Source organism: Pseudocoprococcus catus, from assembly GCF_019734885.1.
GTDB lineage: Bacteria > Bacillota > Clostridia > Lachnospirales > Lachnospiraceae > Coprococcus_A > Coprococcus_A catus.
Genome location: NZ_JAAXCM010000026.1, coordinates 25460 through 42017, shown reverse-complemented (window position 1 = coordinate 42017; position 16558 = coordinate 25460). Strand labels below are relative to the sequence as shown.

The window sequence follows — 16558 nt, the reverse complement described above, 5'->3', positions numbered from 1 at the left end:
AAGATAAGATCTCTCATTCGGAAGAAGTAAGACCCCTTGAAGACGACGAGGTAGATAGGGCAGGGGTGGAAGGGCAGCAATGTCCGGAGCTGACTGTTACTAATCGGTCGAGGGCTTGACCAAAATGGTTCTAAAAGGCAGAGTGTTTTATGATATGCAGTTTTGAAGGTGCATGGTTTTTATTTTATAATGCTTTATATCGGGGTGTGGCTCAGCTTGGCTAGAGCGCTTGATTTGGGATCAAGAGGTCGCAGGTTCGAATCCTGTCACCCCGATGACCATAAATAGATATAAACAATATAAGATGTATTGCTTATCAGGATTTTTTGTTTATTCTTGGGAATTTCAAAATTCATATACTAAAACAGTAAAAGGACCCTATAGGTCCTTTTATTTGTATGTATTTCCTGTTTTTAAATGCACATTAACTTTTAGATATGAATCACATACCCATACAGGCATTTTACTTCCAAAAACGTCAATGCTAAGATAAACAGGAAGGTCGATATATCGTTTTGAAAATAACTAATGTACTAGTCAATCGGCCGCTGATAGAAATGGCCTTCCAGTTCGTTGGTGGGCATACTGTTAATAAATGCCTGCGGATCTGCCTCGCGAACCGCACGGATGACTGAATTATTCTCATCGCGGGACACAACAGAGTAGACAATCTTACGCTCGCTGTGCTCATGGGCACCTTCACAGTCGATGATAGTGGCACCATGAACCGTGGTATCATAGATCAGCTGCGAGATGGCTTCTGCTTTGTTCGTAACAATAAAAAGAGTCTGTTTTTGATATTGTTTATAAAGAACATGCAGTACCTGTGTGGATGTATACTGGAAAATCATGGAATAAAGGGCTTTATCCCAGCCGAAAAGTAATCCGGCGATAGCGAGGATCACCACGTTGAAGCCGAGAATGATATTCCAGGCATCAATGCCCTTTCTGCGGGACAGGAAAATGGAGATAAAATCCGTTCCGCCGCTGGTGGCATCACATTTCAGACAGAGACTGATGGCAAAACCATTGATCAGACCACCGAAAATACTGATTAACAGGATGTCGGAGGTGATGGTGTAGGATGGCAGACAGTCTGTCAGAAAACCGGTGAGGAATATGACGAGACAGGAATAAAGGGTGAATTTTTTGCCGATAAAGCGAAAACCGATATAAACAGGAATGGCATTCAGAAGAACGTTGATAGCAGTATAAGGTATTGTTATATGAAGATAACGGTCAAAAATGCTCTGGATTAGCAATGTCAGGCCGTTTGCGCCGCCGGGAAACAGCCCGCCGGTGCGGACGAATGTCCGGATATTGATGGCTATAATGCAGGATGCAATACAGCAGATGATAATTCGTTTGATCTCTTTGGAAACATTCTTTTCCATGTAAGTGCCTCCCTCAAATCTTTTTATGCCCTTAGTATAGACGCAAGCTGTGAGATAGTCAATACAGGAAAGAAAAGTTGACATTCTTCAAGGTTATTATGTATAATGGGGCAGAGTGAGCAGAAGATGGGAGGAAATAATGTGAAATGGCAGGATGTTGTAATTAAGAAAGTTTTTTTCTGTATGTTTGATACGACTTTAGAGGTTGTTCCTTATTCAGGTTATGTACCCGGTGATGAGGATGAAATGTACAGATATCTCTGCCAGATGGTCGCAAAATATTATTATCATGAGACATCCAGAAAAGGTTTTATTCATGAAGAATCGGAACTTCAGCAGATTTTGCCGGAGACTGGTGATCAGTTTGAGGCCTTTGTGAATTGTATCTGTGATGAGATTCAGGATCTGATGCATGCGAACCCGGAGATTCAGATGGGGGCAGGTATGTTTGCATGGGTGACGCTGGAAGATCAGGATTATATTACATTTTTTAAGAGTAATTATCAATCCAGATTTTTGGTGGCACAGGATGAGAACAGTGCAGTGCACTGGACGCTGAATCATATGATCTTGCCGGGACCGTCTCCGAAAGTGAATGAATATTTCTATCTGAATTTGAATGATAATCAGGCGCAGGTATCGGATTTTGAGTGCTATATTGACGGATTGAAGCAGAACTATCTGGCGGATCAGGTATTGAAACTGGATTTTAAACCTTCTGAGGCAGTAACGGTGAAGGCGATTGATGATTCTGTTGTAGAAACCATCAAGCACTGTTATGAAGAACAGGCGCCGCAGAAGATTATGGAATATAAGACGATTGTGGCCGATCAGGTCAAAGAGAAGGGGCAGATCATTGTACCGGAACTTGAGGAGGCTGTTTTTAAGGATAATGAGCAGGCGGCGGTCCTTTATCAGGAAGTGGCTGAACAGCAGCAGATTCCAAAGATACCGGTTTATGTCAGCAAGAAGACAGAGCGTAAACTTGGCAAGAAGCAGAAACTGGTAACAGACAGCGGTATTGAGCTTCTGGTGCCTTTGGAATTGCTGAAGGATGAGAGTATATTGGAGTATCATCAGAATGATGACGGGAAGATGTCTATTTTGATCAAAGAAATCGGATTCATCGAGAACAAATAAGAACAGGAGGCAGAAAATGAGACTATTATTGCATATTTGCTGTGCACCTTGTTCGGTGATGTGTATCGAGGCGCTGAGAGCGGAAGGCATCGAGCCTACGGGATTCTGGTACAATCCGAACATTCATCCGGTGACAGAATACAAAGCCAGAAAGAATACATTGACGAAGTATGCCGCGGATATTCATTTGCGTCTGATTGTCAAGAATGAGTATGGGCTGCGCAATTTTATCGATCATGTGTATCCGCATTATGAAAGTCGCTGTGGTTATTGCTATTTGTGCCGTTTGGAAGAAACAGCCCGCTTTGCGGCGGAAAACGGCTATGACAGCTTTTCAACAACGCTGCTCATCAGTCCCTATCAGAACCATGAACTGATTATTAAGACAGCACAGGCAATGGCGAAAAAATATCATGTAACATTTTTGTACAGAGACTTTCGTCCATACTTTAAGGAAGGACAGGAAAAAGCCAGAGCCATGGGGCTGTATATGCAGAAATACTGCGGCTGTGTGTTCAGTGAGGAAGATCGCTTCCTGGACAGGAAGAAGGGTCTGGTGACCATCCAGAAATACAACAACAGAAAAGAGGAAGACACCGGACATAAAACCGGAGGCGGAAAAGACGACGGAGATCAAGACAGCAGGAAAGAGAAGGCGTTGTAGAAATGGAGGCCTGAGTATGCAAATAAAAATAAACGGTCAAACCATTTCACTGGCAGCTCCGGAACCTTTTCTTTCTATATTAAGAAGAGAGAAGATTTATTTTCCGTTATATTGCGGCGGAAGGGGCACCTGCGGAAAATGCAGAATCCGGATAACGGAGGGGAGTTTACCTATAACGACGGAAGACAGGCAGTTTTTCAGCGAGGATGAATTAAAGGCTGGATATCGTCTGGGATGCCGGGCTGTGATCACGGCATCATGCGCAATTACCTTTGAGAAAATACAGCGGGAAGATGCCTTTTATGTTCCGCCGGTTCAGCATGCCGAGTCGTTAGTGAGGGAACCAATTCAGCGGCAGAATACAGCGGAGGCGTATGGTGTAAAGTCAGATAAGGACAGCCGGTTGCCTGACAAAGAGTCATTGAGTATTGCTGTGGATATCGGTTCCACAACCCTTGTGATGGCACTGGTGTATACCGACAGCGGAAAGATTGTCGCAGAATACCGGGGACTGAATCATCAGAGAAGTTATGGTACAGATGTGATGGCAAGAATCAAAGCAGCTGTGGAGGATGGTCAGGAGCAGGCGATGCAGGCATTGATCCGGCAGGATCTGGCAGAAGGGATTGTCAGTCTTTTGAAGTCGTCGGATGCACCGATTGAACAGATTGTGATCGCAGGCAACACAACGATGCTGCATTTATTAAGAGGCTATGACTGCAGAGGGCTTTCGGCATGGCCTTTTCAACCGGTAAACCTGGATTTTGAAGAGTTATCCACAGCAGAGCTGCTGGGGGAAAGTCTTCTGGTGGAAAACTGTCTGCTAAAAGAGACAAAAGTGACGCTGATAGCAGGTATTTCGGCCTTTGTCGGGGCAGATATCACCGCCGGTTTGTGGGGCTGCGGCATAGCCGGGAATGAAAAGCCGCGTCTGTTTCTGGACCTTGGAACCAATGCAGAAATGGCAGTCGGCAATAAAGAGGGGCTGCTTGTCAGTTCAGCAGCGGCAGGACCGGCCTTTGAGGGCGGACAGTTATCTTGTGGTACTGGCAGTATTCCGGGGGCTGTGCGGGATGTGCGGATACAGTATGGCCTGGTTCGGTATGAAACCATCGGCAGAAAGTCGCCGGTGGGTATCTGCGGCAGTGGTCTTGTGTCAGCCATTTCGGAGATGAGAAAGAGCCGGATGATGGATAATACAGGAAGATTAAGTCTTCGTTATGCATCCAGAGGACTGGAGATTATTCCCGGGAAGATTGTCATTACCCAGGCGGATATCAGAGAGTATCAGAAAGCCAGAGCGGCTATCCGCGCCGGACTTGAGATACTGGTCGAGAATGCCGGGTACCGGATGGAAGAAATTGAAGCGCTGGAGCTGGCCGGTGGTTTTGGCAGTCAGCTGGATATTGCCAAAGCGGCCGGGGCAGGACTCATACCGGAGGAACTGGCGGAACGGGTGCATATTTTAGGCAATGCGGTTATTGCAGGTCTGTGCATGTATATCCAATGCCCGGATCAGGAAGGCATTCGGCGTATGATTCAGCATACAAGGGAAATTTTTTTGGCTAATCAACCGAAATTTACAAAAACTTTTTTAGAATTTTCATGTTTTTAACAAAAATATTTAGGGCATATGGTTGCAATTTTGTCGAAAAGTGAGTATAATAGAGCCCATAAGTAATAGGGAGACAAAATCATTATAGGAGGATATGGAATGTATCAAATTGTAAAAGCAGAAAAACTTGCAGATAAGATTTTTCTGATGGAAATTGAAGCACCGCGTGTGGCACGCGCATGCCAGCCTGGACAGTTCCTGATTGTCAAGATGGATGAGGTTGGCGAGAGAATCCCGTTGACCATCTGTGATTATAACAGAGAGAAAGGCACAGTCACAATTGTTTTCCAGACAGTTGGTGCATCCACAGAGAAGATGTCCTGGCTCCGCGAGGGTGATTTCTTCCAGGATGTAACAGGCCCTCTTGGCAAGGCATCCGAATGGATTGAGGACGACATTGAAGAACTGAAGCAGAAGAAGATTTTATTTGTAGCCGGCGGTGTGGGTACAGCACCTGTTTACCCTCAGGTTAAGTGGCTGCATGAGCATGGTGTGGCAGCAGATGTTATCGTTGGTGCCAAGAACAAAGAACTTCTGATTCTTGAGAAGGAAATGGAAGCTGTTGCCGGCAATTTATATGTGACAACGGATGATGGTTCTTACGGACGTCACGGTATGGTTACAGCAGTGATCGAAGAACTGGCTGCAAAGGGCACAAAGTATGATTTCTGTGTTGCCATCGGCCCGATGATCATGATGAAATTCGTATGTCTGCTGACAAAGAAGCTGGAGATTCCTACGATTGTCAGCATGAACCCGATCATGGTAGACGGTACAGGTATGTGTGGCGCCTGTCGTCTGATTGTGGATGGCAAGGTGAAGTTTGCCTGTGTAGACGGACCTGAATTTGACGGCCATCTTGTAGATTTTGATCAGGCTATGCAGCGTCAGCAGAGCTATAAGACCCAGGAAGGCAGAGCAATGCTGAAACTGCAGGAAGGAAGTACACACCATGGCGGATGTGGCAATTGCGGAGGTGACAGATAATGGCAGATAAGAAGAACAGAGTACCTGTACGTGAACAGGCACCGGAAGTACGTGCGAAGAATTTTGAAGAAGTATGTCTTGGCTACAACAAGGAAGATGCAATGGAAGAAGCTTCCAGATGTCTGAACTGTAAGAATGCAAGATGTATCACAGGATGTCCTGTCAATATCAATATCCCTGCATTTATCGCAGAAGTAAAGGAAGGCAATTTTGAGAAAGCATCTCAGGTGATTGGCGAATCCTCAGCGCTTCCTGCAGTATGCGGCCGTGTATGCCCTCAGGAATCCCAGTGTGAAGGCAAATGTATCCTTGGTATCAAGGGTGAGCCTGTCTCCATCGGTAAGCTTGAGCGTTTTACAGCAGATTGGGCAAGAGAGAACAATATTGCACCTGTTCCTGCCAAGGAGAAGAAAGGCAAGAAGGTTGCTGTTATCGGTTCCGGTCCTGCAGGGCTGACATGTGCCGGTGATTTGGCAAAGATGGGTTATGATGTGAAGATCTTTGAAGCCCTTCATGAAGCCGGCGGCGTACTGGTATATGGTATTCCTGAGTTCCGTCTGCCAAAGCAGACAGTTGTAGCTCATGAAGTAGACAACGTGAAGAAACTGGGCGTTGAGATTGAGACGAATGTGATCATCGGCAAATCCATTACCATTGATGAACTGATCAATGAAGAGGGTTATGATGCAGTCTTCATTGGTTCAGGTGCCGGCCTTCCGAAGTTCATGGGTATCCCTGGTGAGCAGGCGAACGGCGTTTTCTCTGCCAATGAGTTCCTGACACGAAACAACCTGATGAAAGCCTTCAGAGATGATTATGATACACCGATTCATCAGGGCAAGAAGGTTGCTGTTATCGGTGGCGGTAACGTTGCTATGGATGCAGCCAGAACAGCCCTTCGTCTCGGCGCAGAGACTTATATTGTCTACAGAAGAAGTGAGAAAGAGCTTCCTGCCCGTGTGGAAGAAGTGCATCATGCAAAGGAAGAGGGTATCCAGTTCCATCTGCTCCGCAATCCGAAGGAAATCCTTGTGGATGAGAATGGCTGGGTGAAGGGCCTTCGTGTCATCAAGATGGAACTTGGTGAACCGGATGAATCCGGCAGAAGAAGACCTGTAGAAGTGCCTGGTTCAGAATATGACCTGGATGTCGATACAGTAATCATGGCTCTTGGTACATCACCAAACCCTCTGATCTCTTCTACAACAAAGGGGCTGGATGTGAATAAATGGCAGTGTATCATCGCAGATGAGGACAATGGCGCAACAACCAAAGAGGGTGTTTATGCCGGCGGTGATGCTGTAACAGGTGCTGCAACGGTTATTCTGGCTATGGGTGCAGGTAAAGCAGCTGCGAAGGGGATTGATGAATACCTGAGCAATAAATAATCCATGGATCAGGACGAATTCCGGATTCTGTACTTATATCAATAATTTCTGAAATTTGGAAAAAAATGATTGACATTTTATATTTCAGGGGTATAATAGAGACATATTTGAGAACAACGGCGTTCCTTTTTAAGGGGCGCCGTTTTATTATTTTATAGAAACTTGTTTTCTGTGAAAATAATTAAATACTCTGCATAGAGGGTATTGAATAGCAAATTCCATTGGAATCAGGAGGTTGTGTCATGAAAAAATTAGAGATTATTATCAAACCGGAAAAACTGGAAAGTTTGAAGAATATTTTGAATGACTGCGAAGCAAGTGGTCTGATGATTACAAACATTATGGGTTATGGTAATCAGAAAGGCTACACACGTATGTACAGAGGAACAACATATAATGTCAACCTTCTGCCAAAGGTAAAGGTTGAAACCGTTGTTGCAGATGATGCATCAGAGAAGATTATTGAGAGAGTTGTCAAAGAAATCAGCACCGGTAATTACGGTGATGGTAAGATTTTTGTTTACAACATCGAAGATGTTGTTCGTATCCGTACCGGCGAGCGCGGTGCAGATGCTGTTTAATATCAGATTCAGACAATCTGATAACATTTTATTCGGCTTTAGCTTTGAGACATTTTGTATGTTTTGAGGTTATTGTAAATACATTCTATTTCCCTAATAAGGCCTTATCGTAAGATAAGGCCTTCCCCCGTTTTATGGGGTTTGATCAATGTGATATTTTTTCAGTTTGCGGTAAAGTACCGTACGGTCAATACCGAGAAGACGGGCGGCTTTGGCTTTATTGCCGTCTGTTTGGCGAAGCGTCTGACGGATCAGGTCTATTTCTGCATTGCAGCGCTGTTCCTGCAGGGAGGAAGCAGCAGAGAAAGCAGGTTTTGAAAGTGTATTTTCCCCGGACATTTTATGAATAAGAAAGTCACAGGATGAAAGATGAATGGTGCTATGGCCGTTCAAAAAGCAGAGACGTTCGATGACATGCTCCAGCTCGCGGACATTGCCGGGCCAGGTATATTGCTGCATCAGCGCCAGAACTTCCTGATCGATCCCCTGGGTGTAACTGCCGTTTTCACGGTTAAATTTCTGGATAAAGAAATTGCAGAGTTCAGGAATATCATCCAGACGATCCCGGAGCGGCGGTATGGCAAGTTCGATGGTATTAATACGGTAGTAAAGGTCGGCACGGAAACGGCCTTCCTGGATTAACTGGGTCAGGTTCTGGTTTGTACTGCAGATAAGGCGGACATCGACTTTGATAGGTGTGATACCACCGACACGTTCAATTTCTTTTTCCTGCAGAACCCGCAGAAGTTTGGACTGGAGCGGAAGGGGCATTTCTCCGATTTCATCCAGAAGCAAAGTACCTCCATCGGCCAGTTCAAACTTGCCGATTTTGCCGCCCTTTTTGGCGCCTGTGAATGCACCGCCCTCATAGCCGAAGAGCTCGGATTCCAGCAGATCTTTTGGAATAGCAGCGCAGTTGATCTTGACAAAGTTGCTGGCACTTCGGCTGCTGAGCTGGTGGAGTGCATTGGCGAAAACTTCTTTGCCGACGCCGGTTTCACCGGTGAGCAAAAGTGAAAGTCCGGAATTGGCAAAAATAGCAATGGTAGATTTGATATGACCGATAGCCTGCGAAGAACCGATAATATAATCCAGAGGATTGGTCTGTTTGCGCAGCTGCTCTATGGTCTGTTGATACAATTCGTTCTGCTGCTGCATCTTTTCAACTTCTGAATACAGATGATAAATCTCTCCCATCTCATTAAAAGTGGAAATGGCAACGCCACCGATAATCTCGCCATCTTCGATCAGGGGAATACGATTGCAGACAAATCGGATATCTCTGCTGGTTTTGTGATCATAAAGTGTCATTAATGCACCGATGTCAGCTTTGCCGGAAGCCATGACTTCAGGAAGCTTTGTGGTCGGAATAATGCTTTTGATGGGTTTGCCGATGACATCTTCCAATTTTATGTTCAGAATCTCAGTATAAGGTTTGTTCATATAGGCAATGCGGCAGCGTTCATCCACAATGATAAAATTGGAAAAAGCATTGAGTGCGGCTGTCCATAAAGGTGTAAAATTCATTTGATCATCTCCTGATTGATTGCTATGCGCTGTGAGGTGTTTCATTTTCTGATGGACAATGAAATAAGGTTTTAATTAAGTCTATGATACAGCAGGTGACACAAAAAAGCAACAAAAATGTGGCATAAAGCAACATATCTGTGCGCGGATATTAAAGTGTGCGGATAGAAAGGACGTAAAACCCTGTAAATCGGGCAAAAGTATTGGAGTTGCAGTTTGGCACAGGATTTGCTATTTATTATAGTATAGAAACAAAAAAACAAGAACTTTATGGTGTGAGAAAGGAAACGAGAACGATGAAAAAAGCAGTTATTGTTAGTGCATGCAGAACAGCTATTGGTGCATTTGGGGGTACATTAAAGGATGTTCCTGCAGCTGAACTTGGAGCAATTGTGGTCAAAGAAGCAGTCTCAAGAGCTGGTATTAAACCGGAGCAGGTGGATGAGGTTATTTTTGGTAATGTATTACAGGCAGGTCTCGGTCAGAATGTAGCTCGTCAGGTTACATTAAAGGCAGGGCTTCCGATTGAGACAACAGCTATGACCATCAACATCGTGTGTGGTTCCGGTTTAAAGAGTGTTGCCCTTGCAGCGAATCAGATTCTTGCAGGTGAATCTGAGATTGTTGTCTGTGGCGGTACTGAGAATATGAGTGCGGCACCGTATGCCATTCCAAGTGCACGCTGGGGTGCGAGAATGAACAATACAAAAATGATCGATGTGATGGTTAACGATGGCCTGTGGGATGCATTTAATCAGTATCATATGGGTATTACAGCTGAAAATGTTGCAGAAAAATATGGTATTACAAGAGAAATGCAGGACGAATTCGCCGTTGCTTCCCAGAGTAAGGCGGAGGCAGCCATCAAAGGCGGCAAATTCAAAGATGAAATTGTTCCTGTTGTGATTCATGGTAAAAAAGGTGACACTGTTTTTGATACAGATGAATATCCTAAATTCGGAACAACCATTGAGAAAGTTGCAAAATTAAAACCGGCATTCAAGAGAGACGGCGGCACAGTGACAGCAGCCAATGCATCCGGTATCAATGACAGTGCGGCAGCATTTGTTGTGATGAGCCAGGAAAAAGCAGAGGAACTTGGTCTGAAGCCGATGGCATCCATCGTGTCCTATGCAACAGGCGGTGTAGACCCTTCAATTATGGGGGTTGGTCCCGTTCCGGCAGTGACAAAGGCGATGGACAAAGCAAATCTGGTAATCGATGATATTAATCTGATAGAAGCCAATGAAGCTTTCGCAGCTCAGTCTCTGGCAGTTGCCAAAGAACTGAAATTTGATATGAACAAAGTCAATGTTAACGGCGGTGCTATTGCACTGGGACACCCGATCGGTGCATCAGGTGCCAGAATCCTTGTGACATTATTGTACGAAATGCAGAAGAGAGAAGAGGCAAAGAAAGGTCTTGCAACACTGTGTATCGGCGGTGGTCAGGGCCAGGCACTGATCGTAGAAAAAGCTTAAATCCTGTCTTTGTATATATCCACTTCAAAAATACCCCGGCAGTCTGTAAGAACAGACTGGCCGGGGTATTTGCTTTGTGTGGCGTCTGATCTGGCGGTTCAAATCAGGCTTTGAATTTAAAGACCGAGTTCTGCAATGACCTTTTCAGCTTCATCAAGAACAGAGGAGAAAACAGAAAGAGCACTGGCAACAGGGAATTTGGTAGTCATATCAACACCGGCTTTTTTTAGAACATTGATCGGATAGTCGGAGCCGCCGGCTTTTAAGAAATTGATATAATCTTCAACGGACGGCTGACCTTCAGTCAGAATACGGTGGCTGAGAGCGATGGCAGCAGAAAATCCTGTTGCATACTGGTAGACATAGAACGGCATATAGAAATGTGGGATTCTTGCCCATTCCAGTGAGATCTCAGGGTCATTGGTCATATCAGGACCGAAGTACAGAGCATTTAAATCACCATAGATCCTGCACAGGGACTGTGCATTTAAAGTTTCGCCTGCTGCTGTTTTTTCGTGGGTGATTTTTTCAAATTCCGCAAACATGGTCTGACGGAATAAAGTACCTTTGAACATATCCAGATAATGATTCAGAAGCCAGAGCTTTTCATGGGGATCACTGCATCTGCCAAGCAGGTCATTCATGAGCAGTGCTTCATTGCAGGTGGAGGCAATTTCGGCGACAAAAATACTGTAGCTGGCGTCCACATAATGATGGGTATGGTTTGCATACCATGAATGCAGAGAGTGACCCATTTCGTGTGCCAGAGTAAAGACATTGTCCAGCGTACCCTGATAATTCATCAGAACGAAAGGATGATGGGCATAATCGCCGCCGGAGTAAGCACCGGTTCGTTTGCCTTTGTTCTCATAGCGGTCGATCCAGCCACCGTGCATACCTTCATTCAGCAGCCGGATATAAGATTCGCCCAGGGGAGCCAGACCTCTGCTGACAATGGCCATTGCCTCATCAAAAGAAATATTGGCATGCTCACCTGAGACAAGAGGTGTGTAGACATCATACATATGAAGCTCTTTGACACCGAGCATTTTACGGCGAAGACGGACATAGCGGTACATTTCCGGCAAAGCATCATGAACGGCTTCGATCAGCTGCTCATAAACGGCTGTCGGAATATTGTTCTGCGACAGGTGGGCCTCCATGGAGGAAGTATAATGTCTTGCTTTTGTATAGAATAATTCTTTTTTCAGATTGGCGGCAAAAATGGCGGCTACGGTATTCTTATACTGGTTAAAGGAATGGTAATAAGACTGAAAGACCTTACGGCGCAGATCTCGGTCGGGGCTTTCAAGAAGGGGGACAAAACGACCGTGGGAAATACCGACTTCATGACCGTCTTTGTCAGTGACACTTTCAAATTGAATGTCCGCATTATTAAACATATAAAATATAGATTGCGGAGTGCTGTCCAGATCCATAGTCAGGGATAGCAGTGCTTCTTCTTCCCTGGAGAGGGTATGTGCTTTCATACGCAGTGTGTTCTCAAGATAGTGGGTGAATGGAACCAGATCCGGACAGGTACTTAATGCATCCGGTATAAAATTTTCAGGAAGAGAGAGCAGTTCAGGGTCTTCAAAGGCTGTCACTTCATAAAAGTGATTGCCGGTAAAATCTACCTGGCCCCGTAAATCCTGATAATGCGGATTAGAAGTATCTTCATCCGAACGATGTCCAGCATAGCAGTAAAGACTGTCCAGTTCAACAAGAACCTTTTCTTTTTCTGTCAGGTAATGACAAAGTGTCTCGGCAGAATCTCCGAGATGGTTTTTAAATTCGGACAATGCATTGATATGGGTGCGGCATGCGGAAAGTGCTGCCAGAAATGCATTATCATCTGCAAAAATATCTTCTATGTGCCATTTATCACTGGAAGGTACTTTTTCACGCAAAGGAAGTGTATGTGTTGTTTGTTCAGCCATAAATGAACCTCCTAAAAATGATTTCTTTCCCTAATTATAACTGTTTGAACTTTCAAAATCAATGGAGCCATTATAGCTGCCTGAGCAGGGAAAAGTTTATAAAATCTTCACTGAATCCTATGGTATTCTTTGTTATAATAGAATGTAGAAGAGCCATTTGAAGGGGAGAAAATGAAATGCGGAATGGAGATTTTTATGAGAAATGCAATGAGCAAAGATTTTTTCAGAGAAATTAAATATACACTCAACAGATATGTGTCTATCCTGCTTATTGTAGCACTGGGAGTTGCATTTCTGGCAGGTATACGGGCAACCTGTCCGGACATGAAGCTTTCGTTGGATTATTATCTGGATCAGAGTGATTTCATGGATTTGCGGGTGTTATCCACATTAGGACTAACAGATGATGATCTACAGGCTATTTCATCCATTGAAGGGGTGAAAGCCGTCGAAGGTGCTTACAGTTATGACGCGGAGGTAATCGGAGAGAATGCCAAATGGATACTGCGTTTTTTGTCGGAGCCGCAGAACGTGAACAAGATCAGCCTCGTGGAAGGACGGGATATTGAAAATCCTGATGAGTGTATTGTGGACCGTCTGATGATTGATAAAGACGGTTATCAGATCGGAGATCAGCTGACAGTAACAGCAGCAGGAAAGGATGAGAATGTTTCGGACACATTATCTGTGACGACATTTACAATTGTCGGGGCAGCTGCCAGCCCGAGTTATTTTACAAGTGCCAGAGACACAACTTCTATCGGAACCGGTCAGACGGATGCGTTTGTGTATCTGTCCCCTGAAGTCTTTAAGTCAGAGGCATACAGCGCAGCGTATCTTACAGTGGAAGGCGCAGCAGAGAAAACTGCTTATTCAGATGCCTATGATAATGTGGTGGATCAGGTGAAGGATAAGCTGGAAGCCATCAGTGAGGAGAGAGAAGCTGCCAGATATAATGGCATTATGGATGATGCCAATACGGAACTGGATGATGCCAGATCAAAGCTTGCCGATGCAAAAGCAGATGCGGAATCAGAACTTTCCGATGCCTGGGCAAAGCTTCAGGACGGGGAACAGCAGATCAGAGATGGGCAAAAAACACTGGATGACAACAAGGCAGCTTATGAAGAGCAGATTACTTCGGCGAAGGCAAAACTTCAGAATAGTGAGCAGCAGCTTCAGGAAGGTGAAGCACAGGTCAGCGCCAATGAGAAGAAGCTCAAAGATGGCAGACAGCAGCTGAGTGAGGCAAGGCAGCAGCTTGAGGAATCCGGCCGTACATTAGAAGCAAAGAAACAGCAGTATGAGGAAGGGCTGAAAGCTGCCGAAGATGGACAGAAGCAGCTGGATGAGGGCAGGGCACAGCTGGCAGCGGCCTCAGAGAGTCTGAAAAGTCAGGAAGAAGCATTAAACACGCAAAAGAATGCACTGCAGGAACAGTATGAAACACTTCTGGTGCAGAAAGAAGAACTGGATGAAGGCATCATTCAGCTGGAGAGACAAATTGGCGAGCTTTGTCAGCAGCGGGATGAGGCGGCCGCCGCGGAGGAACCGGATGAAGAACTCATCGCACAACTGGATGCGCAAATAGCAGAAGTGTCCGGACAAAAATCCCAGCTAGAATCCCGGCGGGATGAAATTCAGGCTGGATTGTCCCAGGCAGAAAGCGGACTGTCGGAGATAGAATCTGGGCTCACACAGATTGAGGCAGGAAAGGAAGAACTGAGTCAGCAGCAGGATAAGCTGGAGAGTCAGCAGACACAGCTGGATGAAACAAAAAAACAGCTGGATGACGCCGGAAAGCAGTTAGAGGCTGGAAGCAGTCAGCTAGAAGCAGGCAAACAGCAGCTGAATAACAAACAGCAGGAGCTGGAGAACGGACAGAATGCTTTAAATCAGGCAAAAAGGCAGCTGGAGAATGGCTGGTCGGAACTGGAAAGCGGCAGGAAGGAACTGCAGTCAAAGATGGCATCAGCACAATCCCAGTTTGAGGAAGCAGAGCAGAAGCTTACGGAAGCAAAGGCAGAGCTTGCGGATGCCAAAGAAAAATATGTCTCTGGCAAAGAAGAAGCCAAGGAGAAGATTGCAGATGCAGAGCAGGAAATTGCAGATGCAGAGGAACAACTGGGAGAGGTAGAGTATCCGGAATGGTATGTTCTTGACAGAAATGCCACGCAAAGTTACGTGGAATATGAACAGAATGCGGAACGTATCGGTGCCATCGGCAAAATATTTCCGTTGATATTCTTCCTTGTGGCGGCACTTGTGAGTCTGACAACTATGACGAGAATGGTAGAGTCACAGCGGACACAAATCGGTACTCTGAAGGCATTGGGGTACAGCGGTTGGTCTATTGCCAGCAAATATGTCTGGTATGCATTGTCAGCAAGTGTGATTGGCAGTGTGATCGGACTTATTTTCGGTCAGAAGTTTTTGCCATGGGTGATCATTACAGCCTATAGAGTTTTGTATCCGAATATTACGGTTATTTTGACACCACTGAATCTTTATTATTCTGTAACGGCCTCAGGTGCTGCAATTCTATGCGTGACCGGTGCGGCATTGGCATCCTGCTGCCGTGAACTGGCAGCTTCGCCTGCAGAACTGATGCGTCCGGAGGCACCTGCAGCCGGAAAGAAGATTTTGCTGGAGCATGTGGGACCTGTCTGGAAACATATGAAGTTTACGTCTAAGGTTGCCATGAGAAATCTTTTCAGGTATAAAAAGCGTTTCTTTATGACGATTTTTGGCATCGGCGGATGTACGGCCCTTGTAGTTTTTGCATTTGGGCTGACAGATTCTATCAGCGGTGTTGCCCACAGACAGTATGATGAACTGTTTCATTATGATATGACCCTTACTTTGGAGGATCATGTGACGGATCAGGAGATGGAGAAACTTTATGATTTTCTGGAGAATAATGATGGGTTGAAGGCAGAACAATATATCAGACTTCGTTCCATGAGTATGTCTGTTCAGGGAAGTACAACATCCTATACAGCCTATCTGACAGTGCCGGAGGATTCAGGGAAGTACGGCAGTTTTGTGGAACTGCAGGATCGCAAAACAGGAGTACCGTATTGTCTCAATGATACAGATGTGATCATTACAGAGAAGCTGGCAGAGCTTCTGGGGATCAAAGCCGGAGATACATTAAAGATTACAGACAAAGATATGGAGCGAGAGGTTACTGTCGGTGCAGTTGCCGAAAATTATCTGATGAGTTATGTGTATATGTCGCCGACGTTGTATCAGCAGACATTTGGGCAGACACCGGAGTGGAATAAGATTGAGGCCTTTATTCCGGGATTGAACAGTGATAATTCGGATGATTATTCAGCACAACTGCTGCAGTTGGAGGCTGTATCCGGAACATCAACGACGGATTATGTCCGAAGTAAGTTTGAGGAGGTGCTGGACAGTCTGGATATTGTGACACTGATCCTGTTGACAGCCGCCGGCATGCTGGCATTTATTGTCCTGTATAATCTGAACAATATTAATATTACAGAACGCAGAAGAGAGCTGGCAACCATTAAAGTCCTGGGGTTTTACGATCTGGAAGTTGCGGAATATGTCTACAGAGAGAATGTGATGTTGACAGCTATCGGAGCATTGTGTGGTGCGGTTCTTGGCAAGTATCTTCATGCCTTTATCATTACATCAGTGGAGACAGATGTGATTATGTTTATCCGTCGTGCGGACTTTTCAAGCTATGTTTATGCCGTGGTGATTACCTTCGGATTTTCGATTTTTGTCAACTGGCTGATGTATTTCAGATTAAGAAAAATTGATATGGTTGAATCGTTGAAATCCGTTGAATAACTGTCAATTTCAATAA

Annotated in this window: 11 protein-coding genes, 1 tRNA gene and 1 rRNA gene; 10 read left to right on the top strand and 3 right to left on the bottom strand. The window is 45.1% G+C overall.

Annotated features, from left to right (window positions below; translation table 11 throughout):
- Together HED67_RS06980 and HED67_RS06975 are read left to right on the top strand one after the other, a co-directional pair.
- A 23S ribosomal RNA gene (locus HED67_RS06980) occupies positions 1 to 123 on the top strand; the annotation flags it as partial.
- 77 nt (positions 124 to 200) lie between these two features.
- Positions 201 to 275 (top strand) — tRNA-Pro (locus tag HED67_RS06975).
- Positions 276 to 533: 258 nt separating this feature from the next.
- Here the strand turns inward: HED67_RS06975 and HED67_RS06970 are convergent.
- Positions 534 to 1394 carry a YitT family protein gene (locus HED67_RS06970; RefSeq protein WP_221717849.1) on the bottom strand — a complete coding sequence of 287 codons (861 nt, stop codon included), beginning with the start codon at positions 1392 to 1394 and terminating at the stop codon, positions 534 to 536.
- A 141-nt stretch (positions 1395 to 1535) separates the two neighbouring features.
- On the opposite strand from HED67_RS06970, the gene HED67_RS06965 reads away from it, so the two are divergent.
- From HED67_RS06965 to HED67_RS06940, 6 genes are all read left to right on the top strand, one after another.
- Positions 1536 to 2534 carry a nucleoid-associated protein gene (locus HED67_RS06965; RefSeq protein ID WP_178441210.1) on the top strand — a complete coding sequence of 333 codons (999 nt, stop codon included), beginning with the start codon at positions 1536 to 1538 and terminating at the stop codon, positions 2532 to 2534.
- Positions 2535 to 2550: 16 nt separating this feature from the next.
- Positions 2551 to 3198 (top strand): epoxyqueuosine reductase QueH, encoded by a 648-nt coding sequence (locus HED67_RS06960; RefSeq protein WP_221717848.1) that lies wholly within the window; start codon positions 2551 to 2553, stop codon positions 3196 to 3198.
- Between the two features lie 16 nt (positions 3199 to 3214).
- Positions 3215 to 4813: an ASKHA domain-containing protein gene (locus HED67_RS06955; protein ID WP_221717847.1), complete on the top strand. Its 1599-nt coding sequence runs from the start codon at positions 3215 to 3217 to the stop codon at positions 4811 to 4813.
- Positions 4814 to 4912: 99 nt separating this feature from the next.
- Positions 4913 to 5800 carry a sulfide/dihydroorotate dehydrogenase-like FAD/NAD-binding protein gene (locus tag HED67_RS06950; protein ID WP_178441204.1) on the top strand — a complete coding sequence of 296 codons (888 nt, stop codon included), beginning with the start codon at positions 4913 to 4915 and terminating at the stop codon, positions 5798 to 5800.
- Positions 5800 to 7188, top strand: coding sequence for an NADPH-dependent glutamate synthase (gene gltA, locus HED67_RS06945; RefSeq protein ID WP_221717846.1), 1389 nt, complete (start codon positions 5800 to 5802; stop codon positions 7186 to 7188). Before HED67_RS06950 ends, gltA begins: the two co-directional genes overlap by 1 nt.
- A 242-nt stretch (positions 7189 to 7430) precedes the next feature.
- Complete coding sequence (locus tag HED67_RS06940; protein WP_178441200.1) at positions 7431 to 7769, top strand: P-II family nitrogen regulator; 339 nt, start codon at positions 7431 to 7433, stop codon at positions 7767 to 7769.
- Between the two features lie 132 nt (positions 7770 to 7901).
- Here the strand turns inward: HED67_RS06940 and HED67_RS06935 are convergent, their stop codons facing one another.
- On the bottom strand, positions 7902 to 9296 hold the full coding sequence (locus HED67_RS06935; protein WP_178441198.1) for a sigma-54 interaction domain-containing protein: 1395 nt from the start codon (positions 9294 to 9296) through the stop codon (positions 7902 to 7904).
- Positions 9297 to 9592: 296 nt separating this feature from the next.
- On the opposite strand from HED67_RS06935, the gene HED67_RS06930 reads away from it, so the two are divergent.
- Entirely contained in the window at positions 9593 to 10777 is a 1185-nt protein-coding gene (locus tag HED67_RS06930; RefSeq protein WP_221717845.1) for an acetyl-CoA C-acetyltransferase, read from the top strand.
- A 116-nt stretch (positions 10778 to 10893) separates the two neighbouring features.
- Here HED67_RS06930 and pepF read toward each other — a convergent pair whose 3' ends face one another.
- Positions 10894 to 12717: an oligoendopeptidase F gene (gene pepF / locus HED67_RS06925; protein ID WP_221717844.1), complete on the bottom strand. Its 1824-nt coding sequence runs from the start codon at positions 12715 to 12717 to the stop codon at positions 10894 to 10896.
- Between the two features lie 195 nt (positions 12718 to 12912).
- Here pepF and HED67_RS06920 point away from each other — a divergent pair, with 195 nt between their 5' ends.
- Positions 12913 to 16542, top strand: coding sequence for an FtsX-like permease family protein (locus HED67_RS06920; protein WP_221717843.1), 3630 nt, complete (start codon positions 12913 to 12915; stop codon positions 16540 to 16542).
- The last annotated feature ends 16 nt before the right edge of the window (positions 16543 to 16558 follow it).

What these genes read in the sequence shown, in the direction of transcription:
- HED67_RS06970 (WP_221717849.1), bottom strand. Translation starts at nt 1,394, where the DNA reads ATGGAAAAGAATGTTTCCAAAGAGATCAAACGAATTATCATCTGCTGT.
- HED67_RS06960 (WP_221717848.1), top strand. Translation starts at nt 2,551, where the DNA reads ATGAGACTATTATTGCATATTTGCTGTGCACCTTGTTCGGTGATGTGT.
- HED67_RS06955 (WP_221717847.1), top strand. Translation starts at nt 3,215, where the DNA reads ATGCAAATAAAAATAAACGGTCAAACCATTTCACTGGCAGCTCCGGAA.
- HED67_RS06950 (WP_178441204.1), top strand. Translation starts at nt 4,913, where the DNA reads ATGTATCAAATTGTAAAAGCAGAAAAACTTGCAGATAAGATTTTTCTG.
- gltA (WP_221717846.1), top strand. Translation starts at nt 5,800, where the DNA reads ATGGCAGATAAGAAGAACAGAGTACCTGTACGTGAACAGGCACCGGAA.
- HED67_RS06940 (WP_178441200.1), top strand. Translation starts at nt 7,431, where the DNA reads ATGAAAAAATTAGAGATTATTATCAAACCGGAAAAACTGGAAAGTTTG.
- HED67_RS06935 (WP_178441198.1), bottom strand. Translation starts at nt 9,296, where the DNA reads ATGAATTTTACACCTTTATGGACAGCCGCACTCAATGCTTTTTCCAAT.
- HED67_RS06930 (WP_221717845.1), top strand. Translation starts at nt 9,593, where the DNA reads ATGAAAAAAGCAGTTATTGTTAGTGCATGCAGAACAGCTATTGGTGCA.
- pepF (WP_221717844.1), bottom strand. Translation starts at nt 12,717, where the DNA reads ATGGCTGAACAAACAACACATACACTTCCTTTGCGTGAAAAAGTACCT.
- HED67_RS06920 (WP_221717843.1), top strand. Translation starts at nt 12,913, where the DNA reads ATGAGAAATGCAATGAGCAAAGATTTTTTCAGAGAAATTAAATATACA.